This is a genomic window from Klebsiella sp. 18074, from assembly GCF_902705905.1.
GTDB classification, from domain to species: Bacteria; Pseudomonadota; Gammaproteobacteria; order Enterobacterales; family Enterobacteriaceae; genus Klebsiella; species Klebsiella terrigena.
The window spans coordinates 125811-139912 of record NZ_CACSIS010000004.1 but is presented as its reverse complement, the minus strand read 5'-3'; the positions used below and the strand labels follow the sequence as shown (position 1 = coordinate 139912).

Annotated in this window: 10 protein-coding genes; 7 read left to right on the top strand and 3 right to left on the bottom strand. The window is 58.5% G+C overall.

The annotated features are described in order from the left end of the window. Nucleotides 1–238: 238 nt before the first annotated feature. The gene (rutR, locus tag GVK32_RS05585) at nucleotides 239–877 is read left to right on the top strand and encodes an HTH-type transcriptional regulator RutR (RefSeq protein ID WP_041144920.1); all 639 of its coding nucleotides are present in this window, start codon (nucleotides 239–241) and stop codon (nucleotides 875–877) included. Here the strand turns inward: rutR and GVK32_RS05580 are convergent. Together GVK32_RS05580 and putA are read right to left on the bottom strand one after the other, a co-directional pair. Beyond that, entirely contained in the window at nucleotides 874–1269 is a 396-nt protein-coding gene (locus GVK32_RS05580) for a lysozyme inhibitor LprI family protein (protein WP_041144921.1), read from the bottom strand. The two genes, rutR and GVK32_RS05580, sit on opposite strands and share 4 nt — an antisense overlap. A 136-nt stretch (nucleotides 1270–1405) precedes the next feature. After that, nucleotides 1406–5368 (bottom strand): trifunctional transcriptional regulator/proline dehydrogenase/L-glutamate gamma-semialdehyde dehydrogenase, encoded by a 3963-nt coding sequence (gene putA / locus GVK32_RS05575; RefSeq protein WP_159866924.1) that lies wholly within the window; start codon nucleotides 5366–5368, stop codon nucleotides 1406–1408. Nucleotides 5369–5849: 481 nt separating this feature from the next. Between putA and putP the strand changes: the two genes are divergently transcribed. Together putP and GVK32_RS05565 are read left to right on the top strand one after the other, a co-directional pair. Then, entirely contained in the window at nucleotides 5850–7358 is a 1509-nt protein-coding gene (gene putP, locus GVK32_RS05570) for a sodium/proline symporter PutP (RefSeq protein WP_159866921.1), read from the top strand. A gap of 147 nt (nucleotides 7359–7505) precedes the next feature. Further along, complete coding sequence (locus tag GVK32_RS05565; protein WP_159866918.1) at nucleotides 7506–7940, top strand: DUF3574 domain-containing protein; 435 nt, start codon at nucleotides 7506–7508, stop codon at nucleotides 7938–7940. A 93-nt stretch (nucleotides 7941–8033) separates the two neighbouring features. Here GVK32_RS05565 and GVK32_RS05560 read toward each other — a convergent pair whose 3' ends face one another. Then, a complete protein-coding gene (locus tag GVK32_RS05560; protein ID WP_159866915.1) occupies nucleotides 8034–9218 on the bottom strand; it encodes a NupC/NupG family nucleoside CNT transporter in 1185 nt (394 codons plus the stop codon). Between the two features lie 273 nt (nucleotides 9219–9491). On the opposite strand from GVK32_RS05560, the gene efeU reads away from it, so the two are divergent. The 4 genes from efeU to phoH all read left to right on the top strand — a co-directional run bounded on the left by efeU (nucleotide 9492) and on the right by phoH (nucleotide 14092). Further along, complete coding sequence (gene efeU / locus GVK32_RS05555) at nucleotides 9492–10331, top strand: iron uptake transporter permease EfeU (RefSeq protein ID WP_159866912.1); 840 nt, start codon at nucleotides 9492–9494, stop codon at nucleotides 10329–10331. Nucleotides 10332–10379: 48 nt separating this feature from the next. Beyond that, nucleotides 10380–11507 carry an iron uptake system protein EfeO gene (efeO, locus tag GVK32_RS05550; RefSeq protein WP_159866909.1) on the top strand — a complete coding sequence of 376 codons (1128 nt, stop codon included), beginning with the start codon at nucleotides 10380–10382 and terminating at the stop codon, nucleotides 11505–11507. A gap of 4 nt (nucleotides 11508–11511) precedes the next feature. Then, the gene (gene efeB, locus GVK32_RS05545; RefSeq protein ID WP_159866906.1) at nucleotides 11512–12795 is read left to right on the top strand and encodes an iron uptake transporter deferrochelatase/peroxidase subunit; all 1284 of its coding nucleotides are present in this window, start codon (nucleotides 11512–11514) and stop codon (nucleotides 12793–12795) included. A 508-nt stretch (nucleotides 12796–13303) separates the two neighbouring features. Further along, nucleotides 13304–14092: a phosphate starvation-inducible protein PhoH gene (gene phoH, locus GVK32_RS05540; RefSeq protein WP_041144929.1), complete on the top strand. Its 789-nt coding sequence runs from the start codon at nucleotides 13304–13306 to the stop codon at nucleotides 14090–14092. The last annotated feature ends 10 nt before the right edge of the window (nucleotides 14093–14102 follow it).

The following is a 14102-nucleotide window of genomic DNA, read 5'->3' as shown; positions in this document are numbered from 1 at the left end:
CCTGCATCTTCCTGAGCCACCTCGCTAATCTGATAAAGCAAAGACGATGCCAGTTTTACAAAAGCCTATGTTATTAATGTGTTGCTTAATGGTTGCCGGATGTGAGCTTTGAAAAAGTAGACTAAATGGTCAAAATCGGTGCACGAAAAAACGGCAGTCATGCGCAATTGGGGTGCAGGAGGTCGTGTCGGCGATGGGCTTTTGCTATGCTGATGGCGGTGAAACAAGGAGATAACAAATGGCACAGGGCGCCGAGAAAAAAAGCGGCAAGCGTTCGCTGGCGGTGAGCGCAAAGAAAGAGGCTATCCTCGCCGCCGCGCTGGACGCGTTTTCGCAATTTGGCATTCACGGCACGCGGCTCGAGCAGGTTGCGGAGCTGTCCGGAGTATCGAAAACCAATTTGCTTTACTACTACCCGTCGAAAGAGGCGCTGTACGTTGCCGTTTTGCAGCAGATCCTCACCATCTGGCTGGCGCCGCTGAAGGCCTTTCGCGAAGATATCAGCCCGCTGGTGGCGATCCGCGAGTACATTCGCCTTAAACTGGAGGTCTCCCGCGACCATCCGCAGGCGTCAAAGCTGTTCTGCCTCGAGATGCTGCAGGGCGCGCCGCTGCTGATGGGGGAGCTGACCGGCGATCTGAAAGCGCTGGTGGATGAAAAGTCGGCGATCGTTTCCGGCTGGGTTGAAAGCGGCAAGCTGGCGCCGGTCGACCCCCAGCACCTGATCTTTATGATCTGGGCCACCACGCAGCATTACGCCGATTTTGCCACCCAGATTGAGGCGGTGACCGGCGCAACGCTGCGCGATGAAGCGTTCTTTCAGCAGACCGTGGAAAACGTTCAGCGGATGATCGTCGAAGGGATCCGGGTGCGCTAGTTGGCTGGCGGAAGCGGACAGCTCTGATCGCCATCTTCGCACTGCAGCAGCGAGGAGAGGTACGATTCGCGCTCCACGGTTTTGTCCGCCATGCACTGGTTGATCAGCATCGGCTGGACGCTGCCGCCTTCGGCCCCGGAGGTTAAAAACGCGCAGTCGGCGTCGCGCAGCGCGATCCACGCCAGCTGGGATTTCTTCAGCAGCGCCTGCTGGCTGGCGGAGGCACGCTTCAGGGCCTGCTGGTAGGTCTGGTTGAGCTTGCCGTCGGCCGCCTGATACTGCGCCGCCGTGCACTGATTCATCTCCATCTGATTGTTGGCGTTGGCGCATTCGTCCGCCAGCGCCTGGCCGCTTGCTAACAGGGCGGCAAGCGCGAGTAAAGTGCGTTTCATTGTTCCACTCCCATACATAAAAAAGGCCCCCGTCCGGGAGCCTTAATTAACCACAGCTTTGGCCTGCTGTCATCTGGTCTGCGATCCCCCGGCGGCGGGCTACGGTTTTGCCCGACGCCGCCTGCGGGAATCGGCCTTAGCCGATGGTCATCAGGCTGGCATTTCCGCCCGCCGCCGCGGTATTGACGCTGAGCGAGCGCTCGATATAGAGGCGCTCCAGCAGCAGGTTGGTTTCGCCGCGAGCGAATCCCTGAACCGAAACGATCGCCCCGTCCCGCGCCGCCACCTGTTCGCACAGCGCGCGCAGCTGATCGGAGTCGCCGTGGTAAATCACCGCGTCGAAGGCCTGGGCGGTGAGCTCGGCCTCTTTGGCGAAGTGGATGCGCTCGCTGACTTCGCGCGGCAGCTTCTTCGCCAGTTCGCGATGCAGGGCGTTGTCCGGCCACAGGATCTCGCAGCCGACGGCGGCAACCGCCGCCAGCTGGGTCAGCGCATCCTGTTCATTATCCGCCACGCACAGCACGCGGTCGCGGGGGATAAAGGTCAGGGTGTTGCGCTCGCCGGTCGGCCCCGGCAGCAGACGCTGGGTACCGGCCTGCGCCTGTTCGCTATACTGCTGGCACAGCGCCTGCAGCTCCGGCCGGCCTGTGGCCCACTGCTGCAGGGCAACCAGCGGTTTTTCCAGCAGGCTTTTCAGCTGGGCGTCCAGCGGACGCTCAGCGTCCTGGCGGGCGAGGGTTGCGCCGACGGCGTTCTGCGGACGGCTTGAGAGCAGGCGGTACAGATACAGCGGACCGCCCGCTTTCGGGCCGGTGCCCGACAGGCCTTCGCCGCCAAACGGCTGAACGCCAACCACCGCGCCGACCATATTACGGTTGACGTACAGGTTGCCGACTTTTGCGCTGCCGGTGACCTGGGCGATGGTTTCGTCGATGCGGGTATGGACCCCGAGCGTCAGGCCGTAGCCGGAAGCGTTGATCTGCTCAACCAGCCGATCCAGCGCGTTGCGGTTATAGCGCACCACGTGCAGGACCGGGCCAAAGACCTCTTTTTTCAGTTCGTCAAAGCTGTCGAGCTCGATAAGCGTCGGCGGAACGAAGGTCCCACTCTGCCATTCGCGCGCGTCGTCGCTGTTCTCACGCACCGCCTGGAAGACATTGCGGCCCTTGGCGCGCAAGGTCTGAATATGACGCTCGATATTCTCTTTGGCTTCGGCATCAATCACCGGCCCGATATCGGTGGTCAGGCGGCCAGGGTTGCCCATCCGGCATTCGCCCATCGCGCCGCGCAGCATGGTCAGCGTATGGTCGGCAATCTCCTCCTGCAGGCACAGCACCCGCAGCGCGGAGCAGCGCTGGCCGGCGCTGTCGAAGGCGGAGGCCAGCACGTCGACCACCACCTGCTCGGTCAGCGCCGACGAGTCGACGATCATCGCGTTCATGCCGCCGGTTTCAGCGATCAGCGGCGTCGGACGCCCCTGGGCATCAAGGCGGCTGGCGATGTTGCGCTGCAGCAGCGTCGCGACCTCGGTGGAGCCGGTAAACATCACCCCGCGCACGCGGTGGTCGCCGGTGAGCGCGGCGCCGACGGTTTCCCCGCGGCCCGGCAGCAGCTGGATAACGCCCGGCGGGACGCCGGCTTCCAGCAGAATCGCCACGCCCTGAGCGGCGATCAGCGGCGTCTGCTCGGCGGGTTTCGCCAACACGCTGTTGCCCGCGGCCAGCGCGGCGGCAATCTGACCGGTGAAGATCGCCAGCGGGAAGTTCCACGGGCTGATGCATACCACCGGACCCAGCGGACGGTGGGTTTCGTTATCAAAGTCGTCGCGAACCTGGCCGGCGTAGTAGTGCAGGAAGTCGACCGCTTCGCGAACTTCGGCGATGGCGTTGCTGAAGGTTTTACCCGCTTCGCGCACCAGAATCCCGATCAGCGTCTGCGTTTGGCCTTCCATCAGGATCGCCGCGCGCTCGAGGATCGCCGCACGCTCCTGCGGCGGGGTGGCGAACCAGATCGGCGCGCAGTTGACCGCGCTGGTCAGCGCCTGCTGTACCTCTTCGTCGCTGGCTTCTCGTGCGTGGCCGACGATATCCTTCGGCTCGGCAGGGTTAACGATCGCCTGCAGCTCGCCTTCGGCAGCCGGATGCTCCAGCATCGGCAAGGCCTGCCACTTGTGCAGGGCGCTGTTGAGTAAAGAGGAGGAGAGGGAGGCGAGGCGGTGCTCGTTCGCCAGATCCAGCCCCGCGGAGTTGCTGCGGCCCTGACCATAGAGATCGCGCGGCAGCGGAATTTTCGGATGCGGCAGGCCGGCCTGGCCCTCCTGTTGGGCCAGCTTCTCGACCGCGCTGACCGGGTCAGCGACCAGTTCGTCAAGCGGCAGGCTGGTATCGGCGATACGGTTGACGAAGGAGGTGTTGGCGCCGTTCTCCAGCAGGCGGCGTACCAGGTAGGCCAGCAGGGTTTCGTGGGTGCCGACCGGGGCATAGATTCGGCACGGTCGGTTGAGCTTGCCGTCGGCCACTTTGCCTACCACCTGCTCGTACAGCGGCTCGCCCATGCCGTGCAGGCACTGGAACTCGTACTGACCCGGGTAATAGTTCTGCCCCGCCAGCTGGTAAATGGCCGCCAGGGTGTGGGCGTTATGGGTGGCGAACTGCGGGTAAATCAGGCTCGGCACCGTCAGCAGCTTTTTCGCGCAGGCGAGATAGGAGACGTCGGTGTAAACCTTGCGGGTATAAACCGGATAGCCTTCCAGGCCGTCCATCTGCGCGCGCTTGATTTCGCTATCCCAGTAAGCGCCCTTGACCAGGCGGATCATCAGACGACGGCGGCTGCGGGTGGCGAGATCGATCAGCGAGTCGATCACGAACGGGCAGCGTTTCTGATAGGCCTGAATAACGAAGCCGATCCCGTTCCAGCCCGCCAGCTCTGGCTCAAAGCACAGCTTCTCCAGCAGGTCGAGAGAGATCTCCAGGCGATCGGCCTCTTCGGCGTCGATATTAATGCCGATATCGTACTGACGCGCGAGCAGGGTCAGCGACTTCAGGCGCGGATAGAGCTCATCCATCACCCGATCGTACTGCGCGCGGCTGTAGCGCGGATGCAGGGCGGAGAGCTTGATGGAGATCCCCGGACCCTCATAGATGCCGCGGCCGTTGGAGGCTTTGCCGATCGCGTGAATGGCCTGCTGATAGGAGACCATATAGGCTTGGGCGTCGGCGGCGGTCAGCGCCGCTTCCCCGAGCATATCGTAGGAGTAGCGGAAGCCTTTCTCTTCCAGCTTGCGGGCGTTGGCCAGCGCTTCGGCGATGGTTTCGCCGGTGACGAACTGCTCGCCCATCAGGCGCATCGCCATATCGACGCCTTTGCGAATCAGCGGTTCGCCGCTTTTGCCAATGATGCGGTTCAGCGAGCTCGACAGGCTGGTTTCATTGTGGGTGGAGACCAGCTTGCCGGTAAACAGCAGCCCCCAGGTGGCGGCGTTAACGAACAGCGACGGGCTGCGGCCGATGTGCGACTGCCAGTTACCGTTGCTGATCTTGTCGCGGATCAGGGCGTCGCGGGTGGCTTTATCCGGAATACGCAGCAGCGCCTCCGCGAGGCACATCAGCGCCACGCCCTCCTGCGAGGAGAGGGAGAACTCCTGCAGCAGGCTCTGCACCATCCCGGCGCGCCCGCTGGCGTTTTTTTGATTGCGCAGCTTTTCCGCCAGCGTCCAGGCGAGCTTGTGCGCCTGTTCGCCCAGCGCCTGCGGCAGGCGGGCCTGCTCGAGGAGCATCGGCACGGCGTCGGTTTCGGCGCGGCGATAAGCGGCGGTAATGTCTGCCCGCGCCACCGACTGCGGCAGGATCTGCTCGGCAAATTCAAGGAACGGCTGGTACGGCTCTTCGCTCAGCGGAGCAGCTTCGTCGCTTTCGTTGGCCGCGCCGGAGAGCAGCGCCGGAAGCTCGGGCAGCGATTCGTCATTCTCCAGCTTTTCCAGATAGTTGAAAATCGCCTGCTTAATCAGCCAGTGCGGCGTGCGGTCGATACGGCTGGCGGCGGACTTGATGCGCTCGCGGGTAGCTTCGTCAAGTTTAACGCCCATGGTGGTGGTGCCCATGTCATGAACTCCTGTTATTGGTCATTCGCTTCATCCATGACCCGACCCGTATTGTGGCGGCATGATTCGGCGAGCTGAGCTTCTGTGCGGTTATGCGGTTGCGTAGGAATATCTACTATGTTGCAACTTTGTGCAACCTTGTTAATTGCAACTTGTGGGTCAGACTGAAAAATGGTTTTGTTGTTAAATTTAATAATAGGATTAGCGGTAATTTAACCTTTATTTAAAGGCGTATTTACCTGCGTCAGTTAACAGTTTTACCAGGTGCAACCGATGAAAACGTGAGGAAGTGCAACCTATAACAAAATGAGGTTTGGTCATCGGCGGAATTAGTGTAAATGCTGTGTTAAATCGTTTGTGAAAAACCGCAGCTTCCGTCAGGATACGGTCGCCCAATACAACCATTGTGCCATTACCCCGTTCCGGTAGTGGCATAAAACGACAAATCTGGACGCTGTCGACAAAAAATCTGGAGATTTGCATGGCTATTAGCACCCCGATGTTGGTGACTTTTACTATTTATATATTTGGCATGATACTGATCGGGTTTATTGCCTGGCGATCGACGAAGAATTTCGATGATTATATTCTCGGTGGGCGTAGCCTTGGTCCGTTCGTGACCGCGCTGTCTGCCGGAGCTTCAGATATGAGCGGCTGGCTGCTGATGGGGCTGCCGGGGGCTATATTTCTTTCCGGTATTTCCGAGAGCTGGATTGCCATCGGCCTGACGCTGGGGGCATGGGTTAACTGGAGGTTGGTGGCCGGTCGCCTGCGCGTTCATACCGAGATGAATAATAATGCCCTGACCCTGCCGGACTATTTCACCGGCCGTTTTGAAGATAAAAGTCGGGTGCTGCGTATTATTTCCGCGCTGGTTATTTTGCTGTTCTTCACTATTTATTGTGCCTCCGGCATTGTTGCCGGCGCGCGTCTGTTTGAAAGCACCTTCGGCATGAGCTATGAAACGGCCCTGTGGGCCGGAGCCGCCGCGACGATTATTTATACCTTTATCGGCGGATTCCTCGCGGTAAGCTGGACCGATACCGTCCAGGCCAGCCTGATGATCTTCGCGCTGATCCTGACCCCGGTGATGGTGATTATTTCCGTCGGCGGCTTCGGCGATTCGCTGGAGGTGATCAAGCAAAAGAGCATTGAAAACGTCGATATGCTGAAAGGGCTTAATTTCGTCGCCATCATCTCGCTGATGGGCTGGGGGCTGGGCTACTTTGGTCAACCGCATATTCTGGCGCGCTTTATGGCCGCGGACTCCCACCACAGTATCGTTCATGCGCGCCGTATCAGCATGACCTGGATGATTTTCTGCCTGGCGGGCGCCGTGGCGGTTGGCTTCTTCGGCATCGCGTGGTTTAACAACAACCCGGCGCTGGCCGGGGCGGTGAATCAGAACTCCGAGCGCGTGTTTATTGAACTGACGCAAATCCTGTTTAACCCGTGGATTGCCGGGATTCTGCTGTCGGCGATTCTGGCGGCGGTAATGTCAACCCTGAGCTGCCAGCTGCTGGTCTGTTCCAGCGCGATTACCGAGGATCTGTATAAAGCCTTCCTGCGTAAGAGCGCCGGGCAGAAAGAGCTGGTATGGGTAGGTCGGATGATGGTGCTGGTGGTGGCGCTGATTGCTATCGCGCTGGCGGCAAATCCGGACAACCGCGTGCTGGGCCTGGTGAGCTACGCGTGGGCGGGCTTCGGCGCGGCCTTCGGTCCGGTGGTGCTGTTCTCCGTTATGTGGTCACGCATGACCCGCAACGGTGCGCTGGCCGGCATGGTTATCGGCGCGCTGACCGTTATCATCTGGAAACAGTTTGGCTGGCTGGGCCTGTACGAAATCATCCCTGGCTTTATCTTTGGTAGCCTCGGGATCGTGGTCTTCAGCCTGCTGAGCAAAGCGCCTTCGGCATCCATGCAGCAGCGTTTTGCCGAGGCCAACGCCCACTATCACTCTGCGCCGCCGGTCCGCGCGACCGTAGAGTAAGCGTAGGCTTACTGCTAAAGCCCGCTTCCGGCGGGTTTTTTTGTGCCCGCGGCTCGCCGCAGCCGGCCCGAGAGCGACGGGAACCCTCTTGCTAATTCTCTGAAAATACGCTGATATCTGAGCACAAATAACAATGAGGATAGCAATATGAGTTTCAGACAGGGTGCAATGGCGCTGGTGCTGGCAGGGCTGCTTGGCGGCTGCGTGGCGCCGGCCAAAACGACCGTTTCAGCACCGGCTGCCGGCGCCTGCCCGGCGGAAAATTCCATGGAGCAGACCACGCTGTACTTCGGCCTCAGCCGTCCGGCGGGCAAAGATATCACCCCCGCGGAGTGGCTGCAGTTTGTTGACCGCGACGTCACCCCGCGCTTTCGCGACGGCCTGACGGTGTTTGACGCCCGAGGCCAGTGGCTGGGTAACGACGGCACCGTGGCGCGTGAGCAGAGCAAGGCGCTGATGCTGATCCACGGGAAAGATGTGAAGAGCGAAGAGGGGATTGAAGCGCTGCGCACGATCTATAAGTCGCGCTTCGCCCAGGAGTCAGTGATGCGCGTCGATCGCCAGGTTTGCGTTCATTTCTAAATAACCTGCACTGCTAAATTAAGGTATTGCTAAAGAAAAGGCGGGGCGATGCCCCGCCTTAATTGTGGCGATATTCGTGGCGCATGCTCGCGCTTACAGCACCAGACCGGCGAAGCTGGCGGAGAGCAGGCTGACCAGCGTCGCGCCGTAGACCAGGCGCAGGCCGAAGCGGGAAACAATGTTGCCCTGCGGCTCGTTAAGCCCCTTAATGGCGCCAGCGATGATGCCAATCGAGGCAAAGTTAGCAAAAGAGACCAGGAAGACCGACAGAATGCCCAGCCCGCGCGGCGTCATGCCGGCGGCAATTTTCTGCAGCTCGATCATGGCGACAAATTCGTTGGCCACCAGCTTGGTCGCCATAATACTCCCGGCGTTCAGCGCATCGCTGAGCGGAATACCAATCAGCCACGCCAGCGGGTAAAAGACGTAGCCCAGAATCTGCTGGAAGCTGAGGCCAAATAGGGTAGCGAAGAGGGCGTTAACGGCGCTGATTAAGGCAATAAAGCCCATCAGCATCGCCAGAATAATCATCGCGACCTTGAAGCCAGCCAGAATATATTCGCCGAGCATTTCAAAGAAGCTCTGCGACTCATGCAGTTTCTCCAGCTTAATCTCTTCTTCGCTGCCCGGTCGCGTCGGGTTAATAATGGACAGCACAATAAAGGTGCTGAACATATTGAGGATCAGCGCCGCGACGACGTATTTCGCGTCCAGCATGCTCATATAGGCGCCGACAATCGACAGCGACACCGTCGACATCGCGGTGGCGGCCATGGTGAACAGCCGGCGAGAGGAGATATCGCCGAGCACGCCCTTATAGGCAATGAAGTTTTCCGACTGTCCGAGGATCAGCGAGCTGACGGCGTTAAAGGACTCGAGCTTGCCCATGCCGTTGACCTTTGACAGCAGGGTGCCGATGACGCGAATAAAAATGGGCAGAATGCGCCAGTGCTGGAGAATGCCAATTAGCGCGGAGATAAAGACAATCGGGCACAGCACGCCGAGGAAAATAAAGGCCAGGCCTTTTTCACTCATGCCGCCAAATACAAAGTTGGTGCCCTCAGCGGCAAAGCCGAGTAATGAGGTGAAAAAGCCGGAGATATTTTTAACTATCCACAGGCCGCTTTCGGCGTGGAGAAAAAAGAAAGCCAGGGCAATTTCAATAATAATTAACTGGATAATATAGCGAACGCGGATTTTTTGTCGGTCATAGCTGGCAAGCCAGGCAAGGCCGAGGATAACCACCAGTGCCAGCAGGAAGTGTAAAAACTGAGTCATATTATTCTTTTTGCAGGTAAATAAGGCCGCTATTTAGCCACAGCCGCTACGCCCGGTAAATATCTGCTGTGAAAAAACCGTCGATCCTATTCGCTGCCGCCGGCGCAGGCGAATAATTGCCTAAGTAATTATTTTTCAGCGATTAATTTACAACTCGTCATCATTCTCTACACATTTCACTTGTGTTTCTGATTATTGTAATGATAATCACTATCAGAAATATTTACCTATCTTTGCATCCGTTGACTGCGGCTCACATTTAAGGATGTCGGCATGTTTGTTCCATTTCTCATCATGTTACGTGAAGGCCTGGAAGCAGCGCTGATTGTCAGCCTGATCGCCAGCTATCTGAAACGCACTCAGCGCGGAAACTGGATTGGCGTAATGTGGATTGGGGTCATCCTCGCGGCGGCGCTGTGTCTCGGCCTGGGGATCTTTATCAACGAAACAACCGGCGAATTTCCGCAGCGTGAACAGGAGCTGTTTGAGGGCATCGTGGCGCTGGTCGCGGTCTTTATCCTGACCTGGATGGTGTTCTGGATGCGCAAGGTGTCGCGCAACGTGAAGCAGCAGCTGGAACAGGCGGTGGATAACGCCCTGCAGCGCGGTAACAACCACGGCTGGGCGCTGGTGATGATGGTCTTTTTTGCCGTGGCGCGCGAAGGGCTGGAGTCGGTATTTTTCCTGCTGGCGGCGTTCCAGCAGGATGTCGGTATCTGGCCGCCGCTGGGCGCGATACTTGGCCTCGCCACCGCAGTCGTCCTCGGTTTCCTGCTGTACTGGGGCGGCATCCGCCTTAATCTCGGCGCGTTCTTCAAGTGGACCAGCCTGTTCATCCTGCTGGTCGCCGCGGGCCTTGCCGCAGGCGCCATTCGCGCCTTCCACGAGGCCGGGCTGTGGAACCACTTCCAGGACGTGGCGTTCGATCTGAGCGGCGTGCTGTCGACGCACAGCCTGTTCGGTACGCTGCTTGAAGGCATCTTCGGCTATCAGGAAGCGCCGACCGTCAGCGAAGTGGCGGTGTACTTTATCTATTTGATTCCGGCGCTGGTGCTGTTTGCGCTGCCGCCGCGTAGCAATCCAGCAGCCTCGCGTTCCGCTCCGCTTAAGTAGGGCGCCGCAGGATATATCGTTACCACATACTTACCGAAAGGGATGATCATGATGATTCATTTTCGCCGTAATGCGCTGCAGCTTGCCGTCGCAGCGTTGTTCAGCTCCGCCTTTTGCGCCCAGGCTGCGGATATTCCGCAGGTAAAAGTGACCGTTAATGACAAGCAGTGTGAACCGATGAATGTGACCGTGAAAGCGGGTAAAACGCAGTTCATCATTCAGAACCACAGCCAGAAAGCGCTGGAGTGGGAGATCCTCAAGGGTGTGATGGTCGTGGAAGAGCGCGAAAACATTGCGCCGGGCTTTACGCAAAAGCTGACGGCTAACCTGCAGCCGGGCGAATATGATATGACCTGCGGCCTGCTGACCAACCCGAAAGGTAAGCTGATTGTCACCGGTTCGGCCACCAAAGACGCGGCGAAAGCCGACGCGCTGCTGAGCCTCGGCGATGCGATCACCGCCTATAAAGCCTACGTCACGGCGGAAACCGCCCAGCTGGTTACCGGCACGAAGGCCTTCACCGACGCGGTGAAAGCGGGCGATATCGAAAAAGCGAAAGCGCTGTATGCCCCGACGCGTCAGCACTACGAACGTATCGAACCGATTGCCGAGCTGTTCTCCGATCTTGACGGCAGTATTGATGCCCGTGAAGACGACTATGAGAAGAAAGCGGAAGATCCGAAATTCACCGGCTTCCACCGTCTGGAAAAAGCCCTGTTTGGCGACAACAGCACCAAGGGCATGGAGAGCTACGCCGACCGTCTGAATACCGACGTGCTGGAGCTGCAAAAACGCATCAGCGAGCTGGCGTTCCCGCCGTCTAAAGTGGTGGGCGGCGCCGCGGGCCTGATTGAAGAAGTGGCCGCCAGCAAAATCAGCGGTGAAGAAGATCGCTACAGCCATACCGATCTGTGGGACTTCCAGGCTAACGTTGACGGCGCGCAGAAAATTGTCGACCTGCTGCGTCCGCAGCTGCAAAAAGAGAACGCCGCGCTGTTGGCGAAAGTTGACGCTAACTTCAAGAAAGTTGACGCGATCCTCGCGAAATACCGTACCAAAGACGGCTATGAAACCTATGACAAGCTGACCGATGCGGATCGTAACGCGCTGAAAGGTCCGATCACCACCCTGGCGGAAGATCTGGCTCAGCTGCGCGGGATCCTGGGTCTGGACTAAAGCAATGGCAGAGCAGAAGCAATTCGAGGTGAATGAACCTTCTCGTCGGCGGTTATTAAAAGGGATCGGCGCGCTAGGCGGCGCGCTGGCCATCGCTGGTGGCTGTCCGGTTGCGCATGCGGCCAAAAGCACCAGCTCGCCGGGCACGTTATCGCCCAACGCGCGTATGGAGGAGCAGCCCTTTTATGGGCTGCACCAGGCGGGGATCCTCACCCCGCAGCAAACCGCGATGATGCTGGTGGCTTTCGACGTGTTGGCCGGCGATAAGGCCGACCTCGAGCGCCTGTTCCGCCTGCTGACCCAGCGTATTGCCTTCCTGACCAAGGGCGGGCCTGCGCCGGACACGCCGAATCCGCGCCTGCCGCCGATGGACTCGGGCATTCTCGGGCCGTGGATCGCCCCGGATAACCTGACGATGACTGTTTCGGTCGGCCATTCGCTATTCGACGAGCGCTATGGCTTAGCGAGTCTCGCGCCGAAGAAGCTGCAGAAGATGACGCGCTTTCCCAACGATTCGCTGGATGCCGCGCTCTGTCACGGCGATCTGCTGCTACAGATTTGCGCCAACACCCAGGATACGGTGATCCATGCGCTGCGCGATGTGATTAAGCATACGCCGGATCTGCTGAGCGTCCGCTGGAAGCGCGAAGGCTTTATCTCCGATAGCGCCGCGCGGAGCAAAGGCAAGGAGACGCCGGTTAACCTGCTGGGCTTTAAGGACGGTACGGCGAACCCGGTCAGCACCGACGGCGCGCTGATGGACGAGGTGGTATGGGTTACCGCCGGGCAGGGAGAACCGGCGTGGGCGACGGGCGGCAGCTACCAGGCGGCGCGTATTATCCAGTTCCACGTTGAGTTCTGGGATCGTACGCCGCTGAAAGAGCAGCAGACGATTTTCGGCCGCGACAAGCACAGCGGCGCGCCGCTGGGGATGCAGCACGAGCACGACGTGCCGGATTACGCTAAAGATCCCGATGGCGATATTATCGCGCTGGATAGCCACATTCGGCTGGCTAACCCGCGCACGCCGCAGACGCAGTCGAACCTGATGATGCGCCGCGGCTACAGCTATTCGCTGGGGGTGACCAACTCCGGACAGCTGGATATGGGGCTGCTGTTTGTCTGCTATCAACACGATCTGGAAAAAGGTTTCCTGACGGTGCAAAAGCGTCTCAACGGCGAAGCGCTGGAGGAGTACGTTAAGCCGATTGGCGGCGGCTACTTCTTTGCGCTGCCGGGCGTCAAGGATAGCCAGCACTACCTGGCGCAGTCCTTGCTTGAAGCCTGACGTTCCTGCCCGCAAGGGCAGGGCGTTTTCTGCTGTTTTTCCATTCTTTTTTTGTATTTCCTGCCTTGTGTTATTTTTCTGTAATCTAATTGTCGGAAACTCTCCAGAGCTGCGATGAGAATTATTTGTTGTCTGTATGTAAAAAATAAGTTGCATTAAGAATTATTTTTGATGTACTTATTACAGACGCGGTAGTTCCCGGCAGTGATGTCGTTCACTATGGAGATCGCGAATGCCCGATTGCTGTAACGGAAAATGTAAAACTTCTTACCGTACTCATCAGCACGGGGGCCACACTTCCGGCCGCGATTCCCACACCCCAAATCTTTCTCCCGTCACCACAGATAATCCGAACCCAGACCGGGTACGCGGTGCGCGTAGCCGCGACCCGTTGTCAATTCGACAGGCAAGCAATGGCTTACAAGGAAGCCAAACCTCAATCGTTCGTGCGCATAATCGCGTCGATATTGACGCGTGTGATGTAAACCAACAACGCAAGGTGCTATCCATGGGAAGACAAAAAGCAGTGACCAAAGCTCGTCGTGAGGCCAAACGTGTGCTGAGACAGGATTCGCGCAGCCATAAGCAGCGCGAAGAAGAATCGGTCACATCGCTTGTGCAAATGAGTGGCGTAGAAGCAATCGGCATGGCGCGGGACAGCCGCGATTTATCGCCGATTGAAGCGCGCAATGACGCTCAGGTGCATTATTTGAATGCCATTGACAATAAACAGCTGATCTTTGCCACCGGTGAAGCCGGGTGCGGGAAGACCTGGATCAGCGCGGCGAAAGCAGCTGAGGCTCTGATCCATAAGGATGTGGACAGAATTATTGTTACCCGTCCCGTTCTGCAGGCCGATGAAGACCTCGGCTTCTTACCGGGAGATATCGCCGAGAAATTTGCCCCCTATTTCCGCCCCGTTTATGACGTGCTGGTGAGACGGTTGGGCGCTTCCTTTATGCAATACTGCCTGCGGCCGGAAATCGGCAAGGTGGAAATCGCGCCGTTCGCCTATATGCGTGGACGTACATTTGAAAATGCGGTTGTGATTCTGGACGAGGCTCAGAACGTGACCGCTGCGCAAATGAAAATGTTTTTGACCCGCCTCGGGGAGAACGTGACGGTCATCGTCAACGGCGACATTACCCAGTGTGATTTACCCTCTGGCGTAAGGTCTGGCCTGGTTGATGCGCTGGCGCGTTTTGAAGAAGACGAGATGGTCGGTATTGTCCGCTTTACGACCGACGACTGCGTCCGCTCGATGCTCTGCCAGCGAGCGCTGAAAGCCTACTACTAGCGGTTATATT

Bases quoted from the DNA above. Each gene is read 5' to 3' on its own strand.
- GVK32_RS05560 (WP_159866915.1), bottom strand. From the start codon at position 9,218: ATGACTCAGTTTTTACACTTCCTGCTGGCACTGGTGGTTATCCTCGGC.
- putA (WP_159866924.1), bottom strand. From the start codon at position 5,368: ATGGGCACCACCACCATGGGCGTTAAACTTGACGAAGCTACCCGCGAG.
- phoH (WP_041144929.1), top strand. From the start codon at position 13,304: ATGGGAAGACAAAAAGCAGTGACCAAAGCTCGTCGTGAGGCCAAACGT.
- efeU (WP_159866912.1), top strand. From the start codon at position 9,492: ATGTTTGTTCCATTTCTCATCATGTTACGTGAAGGCCTGGAAGCAGCG.
- efeB (WP_159866906.1), top strand. From the start codon at position 11,512: ATGGCAGAGCAGAAGCAATTCGAGGTGAATGAACCTTCTCGTCGGCGG.
- GVK32_RS05580 (WP_041144921.1), bottom strand. From the start codon at position 1,269: ATGAAACGCACTTTACTCGCGCTTGCCGCCCTGTTAGCAAGCGGCCAG.
- putP (WP_159866921.1), top strand. From the start codon at position 5,850: ATGGCTATTAGCACCCCGATGTTGGTGACTTTTACTATTTATATATTT.
- rutR (WP_041144920.1), top strand. From the start codon at position 239: ATGGCACAGGGCGCCGAGAAAAAAAGCGGCAAGCGTTCGCTGGCGGTG.
- GVK32_RS05565 (WP_159866918.1), top strand. From the start codon at position 7,506: ATGAGTTTCAGACAGGGTGCAATGGCGCTGGTGCTGGCAGGGCTGCTT.
- efeO (WP_159866909.1), top strand. From the start codon at position 10,380: ATGATGATTCATTTTCGCCGTAATGCGCTGCAGCTTGCCGTCGCAGCG.